At 60.8% G+C, this 19,558-nt stretch carries 18 protein-coding genes and 1 pseudogene; 17 read left to right on the top strand and 2 right to left on the bottom strand.

Going from position 1 to position 19,558, the window contains the following annotated elements:
* The first annotated feature begins 32 nt into the window (after positions 1-32).
* The 16 genes from BM035_RS08220 to BM035_RS08145 all read left to right on the top strand — a co-directional run bounded on the left by BM035_RS08220 (position 33) and on the right by BM035_RS08145 (position 17,555).
* Positions 33-563: a proton-conducting transporter transmembrane domain-containing protein gene (locus tag BM035_RS08220; protein ID WP_254775433.1), complete on the top strand. Its 531-nt coding sequence runs from the start codon at positions 33-35 to the stop codon at positions 561-563.
* 350 nt (positions 564-913) lie between these two features.
* A complete protein-coding gene (gene ndhC, locus BM035_RS08215) occupies positions 914-1,321 on the top strand; it encodes an NADH-quinone oxidoreductase subunit A (protein ID WP_008169454.1) in 408 nt (135 codons plus the stop codon).
* 87 nt (positions 1,322-1,408) lie between these two features.
* Positions 1,409-2,086 (top strand): NuoB/complex I 20 kDa subunit family protein, encoded by a 678-nt coding sequence (locus BM035_RS08210; RefSeq protein WP_092031088.1) that lies wholly within the window; start codon positions 1,409-1,411, stop codon positions 2,084-2,086.
* 48 nt (positions 2,087-2,134) lie between these two features.
* Entirely contained in the window at positions 2,135-3,913 is a 1,779-nt protein-coding gene (gene nuoC, locus BM035_RS08205; protein WP_092031086.1) for an NADH-quinone oxidoreductase subunit C/D, read from the top strand.
* Complete coding sequence (gene nuoE, locus BM035_RS08200; RefSeq protein WP_092031084.1) at positions 3,913-4,428, top strand: NADH-quinone oxidoreductase subunit NuoE; 516 nt, start codon at positions 3,913-3,915, stop codon at positions 4,426-4,428. The genes nuoC and nuoE overlap by 1 nt, the downstream gene beginning before the upstream one ends.
* Positions 4,425-5,825 carry an NADH-quinone oxidoreductase subunit NuoF gene (nuoF, locus tag BM035_RS08195; protein ID WP_092031083.1) on the top strand — a complete coding sequence of 467 codons (1,401 nt, stop codon included), beginning with the start codon at positions 4,425-4,427 and terminating at the stop codon, positions 5,823-5,825. The genes nuoE and nuoF overlap by 4 nt, the downstream gene beginning before the upstream one ends.
* Before the next feature lie 60 nt (positions 5,826-5,885).
* A complete protein-coding gene (nuoG, locus tag BM035_RS08190) occupies positions 5,886-8,642 on the top strand; it encodes an NADH-quinone oxidoreductase subunit NuoG (protein WP_092031081.1) in 2,757 nt (918 codons plus the stop codon).
* Positions 8,639-9,616 (top strand): NADH-quinone oxidoreductase subunit NuoH, encoded by a 978-nt coding sequence (gene nuoH, locus BM035_RS08185; protein ID WP_008169464.1) that lies wholly within the window; start codon positions 8,639-8,641, stop codon positions 9,614-9,616. The genes nuoG and nuoH overlap by 4 nt, the downstream gene beginning before the upstream one ends.
* 9 nt (positions 9,617-9,625) lie before the next feature.
* On the top strand, positions 9,626-10,186 hold the full coding sequence (gene nuoI, locus BM035_RS08180) for an NADH-quinone oxidoreductase subunit NuoI (RefSeq protein ID WP_039881756.1): 561 nt from the start codon (positions 9,626-9,628) through the stop codon (positions 10,184-10,186).
* 18 nt (positions 10,187-10,204) lie between these two features.
* Positions 10,205-10,729, top strand: a complete 525-nt coding sequence (nuoJ, locus tag BM035_RS08175; RefSeq protein ID WP_008169466.1) for an NADH-quinone oxidoreductase subunit J — start codon at positions 10,205-10,207, stop codon at positions 10,727-10,729.
* The gene (nuoK, locus tag BM035_RS08170) at positions 10,726-11,034 is read left to right on the top strand and encodes an NADH-quinone oxidoreductase subunit NuoK (RefSeq protein ID WP_008169467.1); all 309 of its coding nucleotides are present in this window, start codon (positions 10,726-10,728) and stop codon (positions 11,032-11,034) included. The genes nuoJ and nuoK overlap by 4 nt, the downstream gene beginning before the upstream one ends.
* Complete coding sequence (gene nuoL / locus BM035_RS08165) at positions 11,031-12,899, top strand: NADH-quinone oxidoreductase subunit L (RefSeq protein WP_008169468.1); 1,869 nt, start codon at positions 11,031-11,033, stop codon at positions 12,897-12,899. Before nuoK ends, nuoL begins: the two co-directional genes overlap by 4 nt.
* The gene (gene nuoM / locus BM035_RS08160; RefSeq protein WP_092031080.1) at positions 12,896-14,419 is read left to right on the top strand and encodes an NADH-quinone oxidoreductase subunit M; all 1,524 of its coding nucleotides are present in this window, start codon (positions 12,896-12,898) and stop codon (positions 14,417-14,419) included. The genes nuoL and nuoM overlap by 4 nt, the downstream gene beginning before the upstream one ends.
* The gene (nuoN, locus tag BM035_RS08155) at positions 14,416-15,861 is read left to right on the top strand and encodes an NADH-quinone oxidoreductase subunit NuoN (protein WP_441295078.1); all 1,446 of its coding nucleotides are present in this window, start codon (positions 14,416-14,418) and stop codon (positions 15,859-15,861) included. The genes nuoM and nuoN overlap by 4 nt, the downstream gene beginning before the upstream one ends.
* A 136-nt stretch (positions 15,862-15,997) precedes the next feature.
* The gene (locus BM035_RS08150; RefSeq protein WP_092031077.1) at positions 15,998-16,318 is read left to right on the top strand and encodes a P-II family nitrogen regulator; all 321 of its coding nucleotides are present in this window, start codon (positions 15,998-16,000) and stop codon (positions 16,316-16,318) included.
* A gap of 58 nt (positions 16,319-16,376) precedes the next feature.
* Complete coding sequence (locus BM035_RS08145) at positions 16,377-17,555, top strand: NAD(P)/FAD-dependent oxidoreductase (RefSeq protein ID WP_092031075.1); 1,179 nt, start codon at positions 16,377-16,379, stop codon at positions 17,553-17,555.
* Between the two features lie 208 nt (positions 17,556-17,763).
* Here BM035_RS08145 and BM035_RS08140 read toward each other — a convergent pair whose 3' ends face one another.
* Both BM035_RS08140 and BM035_RS08135 read right to left on the bottom strand, forming a co-directional pair.
* The gene (locus BM035_RS08140; RefSeq protein ID WP_254775431.1) at positions 17,764-18,267 is read right to left on the bottom strand and encodes a hypothetical protein; all 504 of its coding nucleotides are present in this window, start codon (positions 18,265-18,267) and stop codon (positions 17,764-17,766) included.
* Entirely contained in the window at positions 18,216-18,464 is a 249-nt protein-coding gene (locus BM035_RS08135) for a hypothetical protein (RefSeq protein WP_092031072.1), read from the bottom strand. The genes BM035_RS08140 and BM035_RS08135 overlap by 52 nt, the downstream gene beginning before the upstream one ends.
* 283 nt (positions 18,465-18,747) lie before the next feature.
* Between BM035_RS08135 and BM035_RS08130 the strand changes: the two are divergent.
* Positions 18,748-19,558: pseudogene (locus tag BM035_RS08130) on the top strand (hypothetical protein); the annotation flags it as partial.

The raw sequence follows: 19,558 nt of genomic DNA, 5'->3' as shown, positions 1-19,558 counted from the left end.
CCTGAATGTCTGATCTGCACCAAGAATTCATAATGAACTCCGTGACCTACTCGTCGATTGCCCAATCCGGCTATTTCCTTCTGGGTATCCTGGCAGTCGGCGCCAGTGAACTTGCTCTGCCATCCATTATACTGTTTGCTGCCGCCTATGCGGCCATGAATCTGGGCGCTTTCGCCGTTGCCGCCAATATCGGACGGACTCTGAACGATTTTGACGGATTGGGGCGCGCCCAACCGCTTATTGGCATCGCAATGGTGGTCTTTCTGCTATCGCTGGTCGGGATTCCGCCACTTGCCGGCTTCGTTGGGAAGTTCCTGCTGTTCGCCGCCGTTATTGATGTCCAATTCACCTGGCTGGCGGTGGTTGCAATTGCCAACAGTGTACTTTCACTGGCGGTATATCTGCGCATTGTCGTGCCCATGTACCAGCAGGCGGCGACGGAATTCGCGCCGGTGGGCAAAGCTCTTGGCACGGTGGTAGTGACAACCTTTGCTGCCACGCTGATCCTCGGTCTGGCGGCCCAGTTCTTTCTCTTGGGACTGGTAGCGTGGTCGTCGTCCTAATTCCTCCCCTGGCGATGTTGGCAATCGTGCTGGCAATGGTTACTGCACGAAGGCCTCAATCGGTGCGATGAAGCCATATTAGTAGACAACACAGTCTGTGCGGTACCTGCTTTCAAAGCAGCGCCAGTATGAAGCCTTCAGATACCTTGCTCTACTCGATTATGCCCGCGGAGTTGCTGTTTCCTGCAGGTCTTGATTTATGGCAGTGAGTAGTGCGCTCTGCTGACTGAGGCCGGCTGGAAACAGTCTTGTGAATTTGATCGGGATCAAAAATTGAGAACGATTGCTCTGCTGATTCAGTTCCGTTTCAGGCTGGGCGGATAGGATGATGATTCAGAACAGGAGGGGGTATGTCGGACACGGTCAATGAGTTGCTGGTCAACTACTGGGCAACCGGTTTTTTTGTGATCGCTGCCCTCGGCTTATGTGCCTTCATGGCAGGCGTTTCCAGCCTGCTTGGCGGGCGCAGCCATGGCGTCAGCAAAACCATCCCGTTTGAGTCCGGTATTGTCGGTGTCGGTGACGCCCGCCAGCGGTTTTCCGTCAAGTTTTATCTGGTCGCGATGCTCTTTGTGATCTTCGATATTGAGGCGGTGTTTCTGTTTGCCTGGGCGGTTGTGATTCCGGAAACGGGCTGGAGCGGGTTCTGGGGCGCGGCGGTTTTTATCCTGATACTGCTTGCCGGCCTGCTCTACGACAGTCGCTCCGGGGCGTTGGAGTGGGCCCCCGAGGGTTCTCAGGGACACGGGGAGGGCTAATCGTTCGGTTCCAGGGTGTATTCAGTTCCCGATGATTGTCGTCCGGACCTTGATCACTGTCAGCAAACCTTTATATGGAGACCAGCCATGCCTTACAGACTGACACGGGCCGAGGAAGAGCAGGAATCCAGTGACCGTTACCCGATGGGGCGCCGGCAGTCATCGGAGGAATACGTCAAAAGCCAGCTTGAACGCAACGTATTCACCGGCAAGCTGAGTGACGTCCTCAACTCGGCGGTGAACTGGGGGCGCAAGAACTCCTTGTGGCCCTATAACTTCGGTCTGTCCTGCTGCTACGTGGAAATGACTACCGCATTTACCTCGCCCCATGACATTGCGCGCTTCGGGTCGGAGGTGATCCGCGCCTCGCCGAGGCAGGCCGACTTTATGGTGATAGCGGGTACCTGTTTCATCAAAATGGCTCCGGTTATTCAGCAGCTCTACGATCAGATGCTGGAACCCAAGTGGGTCATTTCCATGGGCTCCTGCGCCAACTCCGGCGGTATGTACGACATCTATTCGGTGGTTCAGGGGGTTGACAAGTTCTTGCCCGTGGATGTCTATGTAGCGGGTTGTCCGCCGCGGCCCGAGGCCTTCCTGCAGGCACTTCAGTTGTTGCAGGACTCGATTCAGGAGGAGCGCCGGCCGCTGTCCTGGGTCGTGGGGGATCAGGGGGTTTACAAGGCCGAGATGGGGTCCCAGCGGGAGCAGAAACGGAGCCAGCGAATCGAAGTCACCGAACTGAGGACTCCGGACAAACTCTGAGCGCCGATTCCCGATTTGCCCAACCTTGACAGGAGATGAGTCAGTATCATGAGCACAGACGCTCTCGACAGGCATGCACCGGCCCAGTCCTGCATTGACCGGGCCCTCGGGCTTCTGGACGGATTCCGGGAACACATCGAGCACGTTCAGTCCACCCTGACCGGGCTTCCGGTGCTGTGGGTGCGACGTGAACGGATAGTGGAGATACTGCGCCACCTGAAGGCGCAGCCGGCGTCTTTTTCCATGCTTTACGATCTCTCGGCCGTGGACGAGCGGCTCCGTGCCCACCGTGACGGGCTGCCAGCGGCGGATTTCACGGTCTTCTATCATCTGCTGTCGGTGGATCGTAATGAAGACCTGATCATCAAGGTGGCGCTGACCGGTGGCGACCCGAACCTGCCAAGCGTGACCGGGGTGTTTGCCAATGCCAACTGGTATGAGCGGGAAATCTGGGATCTGTTCGGCATTACCGCAACTGGCCATCCCCATCTGCAACGGCTGCTTATGCCGCCCACCTGGCATGGCCACCCGTTACGCAAGGACTATCCCGCGCGGGCCACGGAATTCGACCCCTACACCCTGACAGTGGAGGGGCAGCAGACGGAGCAGGAGGCGCTGAAATTCGAACCGGAAGCCTGGGGCATGCAGCGTGAGCGGGATGGCAGCGAGTTCATGTTCCTCAATCTGGGCCCGAATCATCCCTCTGCCCACGGTGCCTTCCGGATCGTGCTTCAACTGGACGGCGAGGAGATCATCGACTGCGTGCCGGATATTGGCTATCACCACCGGGGCGCGGAAAAAATGGCCGAGCGCCAGACCTGGCACAGCTTCATTCCCTATACCGACCGCATCGACTACACCGGCGGCGTAATGAACAACCTTCCCTATGTCCTGGCGGTTGAGAAACTGGCGGGTATCGAGGTGCCCGACCGGGTCAAGACGGTCCGGGTGATGATGGCGGAGATGTTCCGTATTAGCAGCCATTTGCTGTTCCTGGGGACCTACCTGCAGGATCTGGGTGCCATGTCGCCGGTGTTCTACAGCTTCACCGACCGCCAGCGGGCCTACAAGGTGATTGAGGGTATCACCGGTTTTCGCATGCATCCGGCCTGGTACCGGATCGGCGGCCTTGCCCAGGATCTGCCCGTGGGCTGGCAGCAACTGGTGCAGGAGTTCCTTGACTGGATGCCGCCGCGGCTGCGGGAATACGAGCTGGCCATGATGAAAAATGCCCTGGTGCGGGAGCGGACCCGGCATGTGGCGGCTTTCAGCACCCCTGAGGCCCTGGAGTGGGGCGTGACCGGTCCCAACCTGCGGGCCACCGGCTGCAACTTCGACCTGCGCAAACAGCGACCCTATTCCGGCTATGAGAACTTCGACTTCGAGGTGCCTCTGGGGCAGCACGGAGACGTTTTCGACCGGGGCCAGCTGCGTATTGAGGAAATGCGGCAGAGCCTGCGCATTATCCAGCAATGCGTCGATCACATGCCCGCGGGTGACTACAAGGCGGATCATCCGTTGACCACCCCGCCACCCAGGGAGCGGATGTTGCAGCACATCGAAACGCTGATCACCCACTTTCTGCAGGTGTCCTGGGGTCCGGTTCTGAAACCCGGCGAATCCCTGCAAATGGTGGAGGCCACCAAAGGCATTAACAGTTATTACCTGATCAGCGACGGCAATAACATGAGCTACCGAACCCGCATCCGGACTCCGAGCTTTCCGCACCTGCAGCAGATACCGTCCTTGATGCGCGGAGGCTTCGTGCCGGACATGATCGCCCACCTGGGCAGTATCGATTTCGTAATGGCAGACGTGGATCGCTGATGATGGCAACAACCCCGCACACACCCGAACTGATCGGCAGTGACCGTTTTGAACTGCACCCGGACGACGAAGCCGCGATTCTCCGGGAAAAGGAACACTACGAGCAGCCCCAGGCCGCTTGTATCGAGGCGTTGAAAATCGTCCAGCGCCGCCATGGCTGGGTTCCCGACGGTGCCATCATGGCCGTTGGGCGGTTGCTGGGCCTGGGATTCGCCGCGGTGGACGGCGTGGCTACCTTTTACAGCCTGATTTTCCGTCAGCCGGTAGGGCGCCATGTGATCCTGGTCTGCGACAGCAGCTCCTGCTTCCTGACCGGGTATGAAACGCTGAAACAGGCCCTGGTGGAGAAGCTGGGAGTGGACTACGGCGCCACCACCGCCGATGGCCGCTTCACCCTGTTACCCGTGTGTTGTCTCGGCGCCTGTGACGGTGCCCCGGCGCTGATGATTGACGGCGAAACCTTCGGGCCGGTCACACCGGAGGATCTGTCCGACCTGCTGGAGGGCTACGAATGAGCGGATCCACCTCAGGTCAAGGCAACCCGCTGCGTTATCACAGCCGGATACGGCAATCCGGTACCGAGCGTCAACCCGAAACCCATCCGCTGACCTGGAGGCTGAGGGACGACGGCGAGGTGGTCTGGCTCGGCGAATATCTGGATAAGGATGGTTATCAGTCGGTCCGCCGGGCATTGGCCGAGAGCGACCCCCAGGGCATCATCACCGTGGTGAAAGACGCCAATGTGCGTGGCCGGGGCGGCGCCGGTTTTTCCGCTGGCGTCAAGTGGAGCCTGACGCTGCAGGGGGGTGACATGCCCCGGGGCTACCTGATCTGCAACGCGGATGAAATGGAACCGGGCACCTTCAAGGACCGGTTGCTGATGGAGCAGCAACCCCACCTGCTGATTGAGGGGATGATCCTCGGAGCCCGGGCCAACAACGCCCGGCAAGGCTACATTTTTCTGCGGGGTGAATACGTGGAGGCGGCCCGGGTGCTGAACCGGGCCATTGATGAGGCCCGCGAAGCCGGCTGGCTGGGGCCGGATATTGATGGCAGCGGGTTCGATTTCGACATCGCGGTGCATACCGGGGCGGGGCGCTACATCTGCGGCGAGGAAACGGCTCTGATCAATGCACTGGAGGGGAAGCGCGCCAATCCCCGGGCCAAGCCGCCGTTCCCCGGCCAGTCCGGAGCCTGGGGCAGGCCCACGGTGGTTAACAACGTCGAGACCCTGTGCAACATACCCGCCGTGATTCTCCATGGCGCTGACTGGTATCAGAACCTGTCCGGCAACCGTACCGGTGACGGCGGCACCAAGCTTTATGGCGTGTCGGGGCCGGTTGTGGAGCCGGGCCTCTGGGAGCTGCCCATGGGCGTCACCGGGGCCGAGCTGCTCGACCGGGCCGGGGGGCTGCAGCAAGACCGTCGGCTCAAGACGTGGTTGCCCGGCGGCACCAGCACCGGCTTCCTGTTGCCGGAGCATCTGGAGCTGCCCCTGGACTTTGACTCTATCGCCAATGTCGGCAGCCGGCTGGGCACCGGCCTGATGATGGCGGTCCCCGAGGACCGGGGCATGGTATCGCTGATGCGCAACCTGGAGGAGTTCTTCGCCCGGGAATCCTGCGGCTGGTGCACTCCGTGCCGTGATGGTCTGCCCTGGGTGGTAAAACTGCTCCGGGACCTGGAAAAGGGACAGGGGCAGGCCGGCGACATCGAATTGCTCGACAAGCTGGCGGCGGACTGTGGCCCGGGGCTGACATTCTGCGCCCTTGCCCCTGGCGCCGCCATGCCGCTGGAGACAGCGCTGCGGCACTTCCGGCAGGAGTTTGAGCAGGGCATTGGCAAGGTAAGCGGCGACACCCGGGGCGTTCCGGACCGGGTCGCAGCGGACGCGCCGGCAAACAACCGTTAGTTTCAACAGTCACTTTCAACAAACAGTGATCGTACTTTCTAGGTGAAGGCAGAAGCAAGCATGGCGACGATTCACGTGGACGGAAAAACCTACGAGGTCAACGGGGCGCACAACCTGCTCCAGGCCTGTCTGTCACTGGGCCTGGATATTCCCTATTTCTGCTGGCATCCGGCCATGGGAAGTGTCGGCGCCTGTCGCCAGTGCGCGGTGCGCCAGTACAAGGACAAGGACGACAACAAGGGCGTTCTGGTCATGTCCTGTATGACCCCGGCGGCGGACCAGACCCGAATCGATATCGATGACGAGGAAGCCCGGGCTTTCCGGGCCAGTGTGGTGGAGTGGCTGATGATCAATCACCCCCACGACTGCCCGGTGTGCGAGGAGGGCGGCCATTGCCACCTGCAGGACATGACGGTAATGACCGGCCATGACCGCCGCCGCTACCGGTTCAACAAGCGCACTCGCCGCAACCAGTACCTGGGGCCGTTCATCGCCCACGAAATGAACCGCTGCATTACCTGCTACCGGTGCGTGCGCTTTTACAACGACTACGCCGGTGGCACCGATCTGGGCGCCTTTGGTGCCCGGGACAACATCTACTTCGGACGATACGCCGAAGGCACACTGGAAAGCCCGTTCTCCGGCAACCTCACCGAAGTCTGCCCCACTGGGGTGTTCACCGACCAGAGTCATTCCGATCACTACACCCGAAAGTGGGACCTGCAGTATGCCCCCGGCATCTGCCACCAGTGCGCGGTCGGTTGCAACATCAGCCCCGGGGAACGCTACGGCGAGATTCGCCGCATCGAAAACCGCTACCACGGTGAGGTTAACAGCCACTTCCTCTGTGACCGCGGCCGGTTTGGTTACGGATACGTCAACCGCGCCGACCGGCCACGGGTTCCGGAATGGACCGAACGGCCGGGGCAGGAGGCCGTGACGCTGGGGGTGGATCCGGCCCTGGAGCGTATCACCGGCGCCCTGCGTCAGGCCCGGCGCATCATCGGCATCGGATCGCCCCGGGCCAGTCTGGAAAGCAATCACCAGCTATTGGCCATGGTGGGGCCGGAAAACTTTTCCACCGGGATAGAGTCCCGGGAGCAGGCGTGCCTGGCCATGATGAACCGGCTGCAGGAAACGTCGGGACTGCCCACCCCGACACCCCGGGAAATAGAACGCCACGATGCCATTCTGGTGCTGGGCGAGGACCCGGTCCAGAGCGCCGCGCGCCTGGGGCTGAATCTGCGTCAGGCTGTGCTGTCACGGCGGGAAGAACTGGCTGAACAGATCGGCGTGCCGGCCTGGAATGCCGAGGCCGTCAAGACCCTGGGGCAGGACCGGTACCACCCGCTGCACATTGTCTGGCCAGCGCCCACCGAGCTGGACAGTGTCGCTGTCGCCCGCCATGCCCTGGCGCCGGATGATATCGCCCGGCTCGGTTTCGCGGTGGCTCATGCCATCGACCCGGCGGCGCCCCCGGTGGACGGCCTCGACCCGGCCAGCCAGGAGCGGGCCGGAGAAATCGCCGTCAGCCTGTTAAAAGCGGCGCGGCCGCTGGTTGTCAGCGGCGGCTCCCTCGCCAGCGAGGCCATCCTGGAAGCCGCCGGTGCGGTTGCCCGGGCCCTGTCCAGGCGGGCAGCGCAGGGTGGGCTGGTGTTGATCCGGCGGGAGGCCAACAGCACCGGGCTGTCGCTCATGGGGGGGCAGACACTGGACTGGGCGCTGGATGAGTTGAGTGAGGGCCGGGCCGATGCGGTGGTGGTGCTGGAGAACGACCTGTATCAACGCCTGCCCGCCGACCGGGTGGAGCAGGCCCTGGCCCGTGCCAACACCCGCGTGGTGCTGGACCACCAGCGGACGAGAACCGCCGAGGGGGCGGACTTCATCCTGCCTGCTGCCAGTTTCGCGGAAGGGAGCGGAACCCTGGTAAATCTGGAAGGGCGGGCCCAGCGCTTCTTCCGGGTGTTCGAACCGGCCTACCTGCGCCCCGAGACCCGAATTCACGAGAGCTGGCGCTGGTTACACACCCTGGCCGCCGGGCTGCGGGGCGAAGCCCCCGGGGATATCAGCCTGGATCTGGCCACCCGGGCCTGCGCCGGGGCCCATCCAGGCCTGGCCGGGATTGTGGATGCCGCGCCCGGGCCCGATTATCGCATAGAGGGCCTGCGGCTGGCCCGTGAGCCCCAGCGTTACAGCGGCCGCACCGCCATGCGCGCCAACCTCGATGTAAATGAACCCCGCCCGCCACAGGATACCGATACACCCTTCGCTTACTCCATGGAAGGCTACAGCGGATTTGACCGGCCCCGGCAGCAGATACCTTTCGCCTGGGCGCCGGGCTGGAATTCCCCGCAGGCGTGGAACAAGTTCACCGATGAAGTGGGCGGTCACCTGCGCGGAGGGGACCCGGGCATAAGATTGATTCGGCCTCAGCCCGGCCATCGCGAATACCCCGACCCGGTCTTTGATGACGGCGCCACTGACAGCAGCGGGCTGCGGGCGCTGGTGTTGCCACGGGTGTTCGGGGGCGAGGAAACGTCTGCCCGGGCTGAACCTGTCCGGCAGCGGATGACCGCGCCGGTGGTCATCCTGGCCCGCCCGGATGCCGAGGCGCTGGGCGTGCGCGACGGCGACAGTCTGACGCTGCTTGGTGTGCGTGAGGGCGACAGCCTGATGCTGTTTGGCGGTCCGGACATTACGGTATCGGAGCAGGAAGACTGGCCCCCCGGCTGGGCTGGCCTGCCCGCGGGATTGTTGCCCGGCCTGGGGCAGGGCGCGACACTCACTTTAGGAAAACCCACGGGAGGTGAGTCATGAGCTGGTGGACTCCACAACTGGCAGCCACTCTCTGGGCCATGTTCCAGGCGCTGGTGATCCTGCTTGCCGTGGTCGTGGTGGGAGCGGCACTGACCGTGGTCGAACGTCGGCTGCTGGGCCTCTGGCAGGATCGTTATGGTCCCAACCGGGTAGGGCCATTCGGCACTCTTCAACTGATTGCCGATATGCTGAAGATCTTTTTCAAGGAAGACTGGACTCCGCCCTTTGCCAGCCGCGCCCTGTTTATGCTGGCACCCAACCTTGCCTTCGCTTCCCTGCTGCTGTCTTTCGTTATTATCCCCATAACACCGGGGTGGGGGGTGGCGGACATGCACATCGGGCTGCTGTTCTTCCTCGCGCTGGCCGGCATCAACGTCTACGCGGTGTTAATCGGTGGCTGGGCCAGTGGCAACAAGTATGCCTTGCTCGGCGCGTTGCGAGCCTCGGCCCAGACCCTGTCCTACGAAGTGTTCATGGGGCTGTCGCTCATGGGTGTGGTGGCCATGGCCGGCTCCTTCAACCTGCGCGACATCGTCGCGGCCCAGGAAGGCCTGTGGTTCGTGATTCCCCAGTTCCTGGGTTTCGTCACATTTCTGATCGCCGGCATCGCGGTGACACACCGCCACCCTTTCGACCAGCCGGAGGCGGAACAGGAACTGGCGGATGGTTACCATGTCGAGTACTCCGGTATGAAGTTCGGCATGTTTTTCATTGGCGAATACGTGGGCATGGTGCTGGTTTCCGCGCTGATCGTGACATTGTTTTTCGGCGGCTGGCAGGGCCCCTGGCTGCCACCCATTGTGTGGTTTGCCCTCAAGACCAGCTTCTTCCTGATGCTGTTTATCCTGCTCCGGGCATCGCTGCCACGGCCCAGGTATGACCGGGTGATGAGCTTTGGCTGGCGGGTGTGTCTGCCGCTGACCCTGGTCAATCTGCTGGCTACCGGGGCGGTGCTGCTACTGACCGGTTCATAGGGAGGAAAGATGCGAAAAAACAAGGTGTTGTCGGTGTTATGGCTGATACCGGCCAGTTGGTCGCTGTTGCGTACCATGTGGATGGTATTCATGCACGGCTTCCGCAAGCGGGAAACCGTGAACTATCCGGAAGAGGAGGTTTATCTGCCTCCCCGGTACCGGGGCCGCATCATACTCACCCGGGATCCGGACGGCGAAGAACGATGCGTGGCGTGCAACCTTTGCGCGGTGGCCTGCCCGGTGGATTGTATTTCCCTGCAGAAAGGTGAAAAAGACGACGGCCGCTGGTATCCGGAGTTCTTCCGCATCAACTTTTCCCGTTGCATTTTTTGCGGCATGTGTGAAGAGGCCTGCCCCACCTCCGCCATCCAGTTGACACCGGATTTCGAGATGGGCGAGTACCAGCGTCAGCAGTTGGTGTACGAGAAGGAAGATCTGCTGATCAACGGCCCCGGCAAGGACCACGACTACCACTTTTACAAGGTTGCCGGCATGGCTATCGCCGGCAAGGATAAAGGTGAGGCACAGAACGAGGAGGTCCCGGAGGATGTCCGTACGCTTTTACCCTGACCAAAAAAGGAACTACTGATGGAACTGGGATTCTACCTTAGCGGCCTGGTGGCGGTGCTGGCCACGGTCGGTCTTATCAGCGGCTCCAGTCCGGTGCATGCGGTGGTGTACCTGATTGTTTCGCTGATTGCCGTCGCCCTGGTGTTCTTCGCCCTGGGTGCGCCCTTTGCCGGTGCTCTCGAGATTATCGTCTATGCCGGCGCCATAATGGTGCTGTTCGTGTTCGTGGTGATGATGCTCAACCTGCGTCCGGAGGCCAAGCGGGATCCCCTGTGGCTACGTCCGGGCTACTGGCTCGGGCCGTCGCTGCTGGCTCTGGTGTTGCTGGTGGCGCTGGTGGCGCTGATCAGCGACGGGCAGGCAGGCATGACCATTGACGGTGAGCTGATAACCGCCCGGGACATCGGCCTCACCCTGTTCGGCCCATGGCTGATAGTGGTGGAGCTGGCCGCCATTCTGCTGCTGGCGGCGCTGGTGACGGCGTCCCACGTGGGCCGGCGCAACAAACCCCGGGGCAATCGCAACCGTGGAGGCACCCGATGACTGGTATCCCGATGGAGCATGGCCTGATCCTGGCCGTTATTCTGTTCAGCCTGGGGTTGGCCGGGTTGATGCTGAGGCGCAGTATGCTGTTCGTTCTCATGAGCCTGGAAGTCATGCTCAATGCCGCCGCGCTGGCCTTTGTGGTGGGCAGCACCGCCTGGAACCAGCCGGACGGGCAGGCCATGTTCCTGCTGGTCATCACCCTGGCGGCAGCCGAGGCCAGCGTCGGCCTGGCGCTGATGATACAGCTTTACCAGCGTTTCCGTTCACTTGAGCTGCACGAAGTCAGCAGGATGCGTGGATGATGATGGCTGCGACTTTACTGTCATTTCTGTTACCTCTGGCCGGTGCCATTGTTCTCGGCTTTTCCGGCGGGCGGCTGGGACCGCGGGCCAGCGCGGCCATTGGCGTGGGCAGCGTGGGGCTGGCCGCGCTGGCCACCGCCTGGGCGCTGCTGACCTTCTCCGGCGACAGCCAGGGCTTCACGCTCTGGACCTGGGTTTCCGTGGGCGAGTTCCAGCCGACCATGGGCGTGGTGGTTGATCGTCTCTCGCTGGTCATGATGTCGATCATCACCGGCGTGGGTTTCCTGATTCACCTGTTCGCTGTCTGGTACATGGTGGGCGAGGCCGGTATAACCCGCTTCTATGCCTGGATGAACCTGTTTGTGTTCAGCATGCTGGTGCTGGTGCTGGCCGATAACCTGCTGTTGCTGTTTCTCGGTTGGGAAGGCGTTGGCCTTTGCAGCTACGGCCTTATCGGCTACTACTATCAGAACGAAGCTAATGGGCGGGCGGCGTTCAAGGCGTTTATCGTGACCCGCACAGGTGACGTATTCCTTGCCCTGGGGCTGTTCCTGATCTTCGTGGAACTCGGCACCCTCGATATCGGATTGGTGCTGGAGCAGGCACCACGGGTCTGGGCCGAGGGGAGTGTCACTGCCAATCTTGCGGCATTGCTGGTCCTTGGCGGTGCCCTGGGCAAGTCTGCACAGGTGCCGCTGCACACCTGGCTGCCGGATGCCATGGCAGGCCCCACTCCGGTGTCGGCCCTGATCCACGCGGCCACCATGGTGACCGCCGGCGTTTATCTGATTGCACGCCTGAACGGGCTGTTCCTGCTGGCACCGGATGTGATGTGGCTGGTGGGCATCATCGGAGCCCTGTCGCTGTTGCTGGCGGCCTTCGCGGCCCTGGCCCAGACCGACATCAAGCGGGTGCTGGCCTATTCCACCATGAGCCAGATCGGCTACATGTTCCTGGCGCTGGGGGTCGGGGCGTTTGACGCGGCCATTTTTCACCTGATGACCCACGCCTTCTTCAAGGCATTGCTGTTCCTTTCAGCCGGGGCCGTTATCATCAGTTGCCACCATGAACAGGATCTGAGCCGGCTGGGTGGGCTCTGGCGCAAACTGCCGGTCGCCTATGCCGGTTTCCTGGCGGGGGGCGCGTCGCTGGTGGCATTGCCGCTGGTAACCGCGGGCTTCTTCAGCAAGGACGAGATTCTCTGGCAGGCCATGGCCTCGGGCCACTACGGACTGTTCGCGGCGGGTCTGACCGGAGCCGTGCTAACCGGCCTGTACACGGTGCGGCTGATCCTGGGCATTTTTCATGGCCAGCCCCGCAGTGATCATGCACGCCATCCCCGGCCGGGCACCAGTCCCCTCAGGCATCACCTGCCTTTGGCAATCCTGGCCGTGCTTTCCACCTTCGTTGGTGCCTGGCTGTACCCGGGGCTTGAGGTGGTGTTCCCGCCGCCCCCCGATGATGCCACGAACGCCGGCCACACCCTGTTTCAGTTCCTGGCGACCGGAGCGGTGCTTGCTGGCCTGGCTCTGGCTGGCTGGCTGTTCCTGGCGCGGCGCCGGTGGCTTGACGCAAAGGTCGGTCGGGGTCTGGGGGCGCGGCTCTGGATCCTGTTCAACCGGGCCTGGGGCTTCGATGCCCTGTTCGACCGGACACTGGTCCGGCCCTGGCAGGCCCTGGTACGCGTGCTGCGTTTCGACTTTATTAACCTGGGGATGAACCTGCCGGCCGTGATTGCCCGCCTGTGCAATGCGGGCCTGGTGCGGTCCCAGGACGGCCAGCTGCGGACTTACGCCAAAGTGATGGTATTCGGTGCCACGGTGATACTGGTTGGCCTGGTAATGACTCAGGGAGGTGGCGCATGATTCTGTTCTGGCTGATTCTGATTCCGTTCCTCGGTGGCATGCTGTGCTGGCACTCGGAGCGTTGGGGCGAACAGGCGCCGCGCTGGATTGCCCTGGCCACCATGCTGTTCGTGCTGGCGGTCAGCGTCGTGCTTTGGGCAGGCGGTGATTTCAGCGCCTATGGCACCGGCGAGAGACCGTGGCTGCTGGAGTGGCGAGTCCCCTGGATTCCTCGTTTTGGCATCGAGATTCATCTGGCTCTGGACGGCTTGTCGCTGATCCTGATTGCGCTGACCGGCTTTCTCGGTGCCTTGGCGGTACTTTGCTCATGGAAAGAGATTGTCGAGCGGGTGGGCTTTTTTCATCTGAATCTGCTGTTTGTTCTGGGTGGCGTCGTGGGTGTGTTTCTGGCGCTGGACCTGCTCCTGTTCTTCCTGTTCTGGGAAGTGATGCTGGTACCCATGTATTTTCTGATTGCCCTCTGGGGGCACAGCGGCTCCCCGGGGCAAACCCGGATTCGTGCCGCCACCCGCTTCTTCATCTACACCCAGGCCAGCGGCCTGCTGATGCTGGTGGCGATCCTTGCGCTGGTGTTCGTGCATTACACCAGCTCCGGCGAGATAACCTTCAGCTATGACGCACTGTTGAACGCCGACGTGCCCGACAATCTGTCCTTCTGGATTATGCTCGGGTTTTTTATTGCCTTTGCGGTGAAGCTGCCTGTCGTGCCTTTTCATGGCTGGCTGCCGGATGCGCACGCCCAGGCGCCCACTGCCGGCAGCGTGGACCTTGCGGGCATTCTGCTGAAAACCGCCGCCTACGGCATGCTGCGCTTTGCGATTCCGTTGTTTCCGGAACAGTCCCAGGCCTTTGCGCCGGTGGCCATGGCGCTGGGGGTCGTGGGTATTATTTACGGCGCGGTCCTGGCCTGCGGCCAGCAGGATATCAAGCGGCTGATTGCCTATGCCAGCATATCCCATATGGGGTTCGTGCTGATTGCCGTTTATTCCGGATCCGAACTGGCGATCCAGGGCGCAATCGTACTCATGGTGGCCCATGCGTTCTCCAGTGCCGCTCTGTTCATTCTCAGTGGCCAGCTCTTTGAACGCATTCATACCCGGGATATGCGTCGCATGGGCGGGCTCTGGGGCCGAATACCGGTGTTGCCCGGCGTGACCTTGTTTTTCCTGGCGGCCTCTCTGGGGATGCCCGCCACGGCCAATTTCCTTGGCGAGTTCATGGTACTGTTCGGTACCTTCCGCAGCGCTCCGGTGGTGGTGGTCATCGCCAGCGCCGGGCTGGTGCTTGGCGCGATCTATTCACTGCTGATGATGCAGCGGGTGCATTTCGGTCGCGAACAACAACCGGGCCTGCTCGCGGGTCCGGATGTGCGGGAGTACGGCATGATGTTGGCCTTGATCGGACTCACCCTGGCAGTGGGCCTGAATCCGCAACCCCTGCTTGATACCACGGCGTCAATGGTCCGGCCGGTGGCGGACCTGTTCATGGCGGGCCCGGTCCGGGCAGGAGGGATGAACTGATGCTGACCCTGATCGATCTTGTGGGGCTGCTGCCCCTGCTTATTGTCGCCTCGACAGCCGTACTGGTAATGCTGGGCGTCGCCTGGCGACGCCACCACGGTGGTACCGCGGCGGTCACTGTCAGCGGTCTGGCCCTGGCCCTGGCGAGCCTGCCGCTGGCCTCGGCCGCGCCCTCTTCGCCGCCGCTGATGATCTTTGACGGCCTTGCCCTCATGGGCAGCGCGCTGGTGTTGGTGAGCGGCCTGTTTATCGCCGCCATGAGCCATGGTTACCTGGCCGGCTACAGGGGGCCGCGGGAAGAGTTTTACCTGCTGTTGCTTTGCGCGGTAACGGGTGCCCTGGGCCTTGTGGCCAGCAACCACCTGGCCAGCCTGTTCATCAGCCTTGAATTGTTGTCGATGCCTTTGTACGGCATGGTGGCGTACAGTTTCCGGACAGAACGGTCCCTGGAGGCGGGGATCAAATACCTCATATTGTCCGCCGCCGCCACCGCCTTTCTGCTGTTTGGCATGGCGTTGATCTATGCCCGCACCGGCCACCTTGAGCTGACGGCACTCGCCGCGGGGGTTGCTGGCAGTCCGGACCCCTGGATTCTGGGCGGCGCCGCACTGTTACTGGTGGGGCTGGGGTTCAAGTTGTCCATCATACCGTTTCACCAGTGGACACCGGACGTATACCAGGGAGGTCTGGCGCCGGCGACCACTGTGCTGGCCACGGTGAGCAAACTGGCGGTGTTTCTGGTATTGCTGCGGCTGGTACTGGTGGCCCCGGTCTTCGGCAGTGGATGGCTCCTTGGCCTGATCAGCCTGCTGGCTCTTCTCAGCATGTTCGGTGGCAACCTGCTGGCCCTGTTCCAGCCTGACCTGAAGCGCCTGCTGGGCTACTCTTCCATCGCCCATATGGGCTACCTGCTGGTGGCCGTTATAGTAGGTGGCCCCCTGGCGTTGGAAACCACCGGGGTTTACCTGTTCACCTATATTGTGGCCACCATGGGGGCGTTTGGCGTGATTATGCATGTCTCCGGCACTGGCAGTGGCGAGGATGCCTCCGGGTTGCACCATTACAGGGGATTGTTCTGGCACAGCCCCTGGCTGGCAGCATTATTGACTCTGAGCATGTTGTCCCTGGCCGGCATTCCGCTGACCGCCGGATTCTTCGGTAAATTCTATATCATCGCCCTGGGTGTGGAAGGCAGCCGGTGGTGGCTTGTTGGAGGGATCGTTATCGGCAGCGTTATCGGGCTGTTCTACTACCTGAGGGTGATCGTCACCCTGTATCTGCGCGAACCGGGTATGCAGCAGGCGGTGGCGGATGCCGGCCGGGGTCGGGTAGAGAAACTCGCCCTTCTGATTGTTGCCGTCTCAATACTGCTGCTGGGTATTTACCCGGTGCCGTTTATTGACTGGGTGGCGGGTCTCGCCTGGGCGGCCAGGCTTCTTTGACTTAAATCAATATAGCCTCGGCTGGTTTCAGATTGTTCCCTATTTTCAGTGTCAGTTCAGTTGTGGGTGATTAACTGTCATTTTCAAGCCGAAGAACCGGAGCGATCCTTCTTCAGCTCACTGACGAGGAGGCGAAATGAATACGAAGTTTTGCAAAGTGACTGCGATCTTCTCCAGCCTGGACTTGAAGAAAGTAGAGGATGCGCTGATCGCGGCTGGTTTTTCCGGTATGACGGTGTCTAAAACCCATGGCCGTGGCAGATATAAAAACTACTATGCCAAGGACACCATGGCCGATTCCGTTCGCGTGGAGATATTCACGGAAGCCGAGCAGGCAGACGAGATCGTTGACCTCATTGCCCGGACGGTGCACAAGGGGCTTGCCAGCGACGGAATCATAGCCGTGCTGCCGGTGGAAGACCTGCTGCACATCCGTGACTTCAAGGAGGCCCAGTGATCGGGTATCGCTGTGTCTTATGTCTTTGTGACAAGGTGAGGGGAAGGCGGGTGCGGACATGATGGGCGTCAACGAGGCTGGGACTGGTATCGGAGCCATGATGTCAGACAACAGAAATGGCGCGGTCGAGATTGCCGGCGCCGGGCCGGCCGGGCTGGCAGCCGCCATCACACTGGCGCGGGCGGGGCGGTCAGTCATCGTGCATGAGGCCCGGGCCGAGGTGGGGCACCGCTTCAAACGGGACCTTCAGGGGCTGGAGAACTGGAGCACGCAGCAGGATGCCCTGGCGGTGTTGCAGGAACTCGGAATCACCACCGACTTCAAGCGAGTTCCATGCCGCCGGGGTACCGCCTTTGATGCCTGGGATTCCCCGTACGCCATTGAGAGCATTGAGCCGCTGTTCTACCTGGTGGAGCGTGGCTCCGGGCCAGACACATTGGACACGGCGTTGCTGAGACAGGCCAGGGAACTGGGCGTGCAGGTGCATTTCAAAAGCCGGCTGCGGCATGCCCGGGGCCCGGCCATCCTGGCGACTGGCCCAAAGGCCGCCGATGCCATTGCGGTCGGCTATCATTTCGATACATCCATGCCGGACGGTTTCTGGGCAATTTGTGATAACAACCTTGCCCCTAAAGGGTATGCCTACCTTTTGGTAATGGGAGGCAAGGGAACGGTAAAGAGTTGCATGTTTACTGGTTTCAGGGATGAAGCAAAGTATGTGGAGCGAACTGTCAGTGCGTTTCAGAGGCTGGCCGGCATGGAGATGATGAATCCTCAGCCGCACGGCGGTGTTGGAAACTTCCGTATCCCTGTAACCGCATTGTCCGGGGTGCACCCGGTAGCGGGTGAGCAGGCCGGTTTCCAGGATACGCTGTGGGGCTTCGGGATGCGCGCGGCCATCACCTCCGGCGTGCTGGCCGCACGCAGCCTGCTGCATGGTGACGACTACAACCGGCTTTGGCGAGAATCCCTGGAGCGTCCGATGGCGGCGGCGTTGGTGAACCGCGCGTTTTATGGGCTGCTGGGTAACCGCGGTTATCGCTGGTGCATGCGCCGCCAGGAAAACCATCTGGATGCGCGCGAGTTTTTGCGCCGTCTCTACCGGCCCACACTTGCCAGGCGTCTGCTGGCGCCGTTGGCGGGTTTGCATTTGCGGAGCCAGCGACGGGATATAAGCTGCAATCATGTCGATTGCAGCTGTGTCTGGTGCCGGCATGGCCGGGAGCCGCATACGTGATGTCAACCGTCCGCAAGGATTTCGGAGTTGAGTGATGGATGAGTCGATCAGTCACAGTGGAACATCGTATTATTGTGATCGTACTTGTCTACGTCTGGCAATGGTGGCAATCATCAATAGTGTAGTGTCGCTGACCGCCACACTCGTGATTGGTGTGGATGTGCAGTTGTCTGTAGGGCGGTTTATATGATGCCCGGGGCTCCGGCATTCATTGCCGAGGGTGATCACAGCCCTGACGTCTGAGATCAAGCCAGCCTCTGTAGAGCCAACGCAAACCAAAGAGCGAGACTGTTGGAACGATAATCCACTGCGCTAGAGGGGCGATACCTGTGCCAAGGAAGGGAAACAGGGGCATAGAATCATTGTAGCTCCAGCGCTGGCCTGCGCCTGTGGCCCAGGCTTCAAAGACTATGGTTATAAGCAGACCGGTAGCAAAATACGCTCCTAAAGCATGGCGGCGCCACCGCCCCTGTATCCAAAAGCCATCTTTAGTTGCCGCTGCGGCGACGCCATAGGCAAATAGTGCAATATTGGCATCGCCGATTGCCGCCCGCGTGCAGAGCCAGACGACCGCACCATGGGACGCCTCCATCATCCCTGTAAAGAAAGGCACCTGGATCATTTCCCAAAAAAAATGCAGCAAAAAGCTGACAGACCAGATTAAAAAAAACAGGAACCAGCCTCTACGTGATGGTCGACGTGAACAATGCATAATCTATCCAGCCAATCTAATAACTTCAGGCAGCCGAAGTTGAAATCGCAACCCTTCATCGCAGCGGCCTCCTGACCACCCGATAATTCGGAAATGGCCAGAACCGGTCCACCCAAAAACAACGGCAGCAGCAAGGAGATAACTCGTCGGTTCATTGCGGCCATCTCGATTTCATGCGCCAAATGGTCGGATTGCATGCTTGGCGCCCAGTATGCCTTTCAATAGTGAGCAATCATAGCACCTCTCCAAGATGGGCGCTGGGGGCGAAATAGCCTCTTTGATGCGTCGTCAGGTCTGACAGTCTGACGGGTGGGGATGTCAGTACGAAAATCGGGAAAATGAAATTTAGCTGAAAATTCAGGTTCGTTTCAGTTGACCACTACAAGCTTTGTGCGTCAAGATTAAGTGCCGTTTAACTGGCACATCCATATTGAGGCAATAAATCGTTGTCGGTATGAAAATTAAAATAAGGAGTTTCAGGTGAGCAAAATCTTCAAATCAATAAGCGCTCCGCTGGCGATAGCTTTAGTAGCAACACCGGCGTTGGCCGCGGAGCCGGTCGGGCGTGCGTCACCAACCGTAGAAGACCTGAAGGTTGAAATAAATCAACTGACGGCTGAAGTGGAAGAGCTCAAGAAAGGCGATTCCCCCTTCACGGTGAACGGTTATTACCGCCTGCAGGCGACCTCAGAAAGCCTGGATGAAACCAACGAGAACAGCAGTTCATTTGTTGACCAGCGCCTGCGTGCAAAGATCACCGGCGACCTCAACGATAACGTGAGCCTGGTTTGGTACGGTGAGCTCGATTCTCCCTGGGGTGAGAAGGGAAGCTGCCAGGGTGACAATTGCGGCAAACTCAGCGCCGACGGCGTTGGCGTTGAGACCAAAAATGCCTACGCTGAACTGAAGGTGCCGAACAGCGACTGGAGGGTGCGAGCGGGCGTCCAGGGGTATGGCTTCGGCAAGTACGAGAGCTTTGTTACCAACGACGACATGAATGGCGTCTCCTTTGCGGGCAATGTTGGTATGGCCACGCTGACAGGTGGCTGGTTCAAGTGGGAAGAAAACGATAGAGATTCTGCGGACGACGTGGACTTCTACATGTTGAGTGCCGAACTTCATCCCAGCGAGGTTTTCCACTACGGCCTTACCGGAGCTCAGATCAGCAACAGCAGTCAGGCTGCTCTGAATGGTACGGCGGCTCGAACGGATGACAACTATTTCGGTGCCTACGCCGATTTTACCTATAACAAAATGGCCTATAGCGGCTCGGTACTTTACAAAAAGTCGT

It is taken from the genome of Marinobacter sp. DSM 26671 (assembly GCF_900112835.1).
Classification (GTDB): Bacteria; Pseudomonadota; Gammaproteobacteria; order Pseudomonadales; family Oleiphilaceae; genus Marinobacter; species Marinobacter flavimaris.
This window is presented reverse-complemented; position numbering and strand designations above follow the sequence as displayed.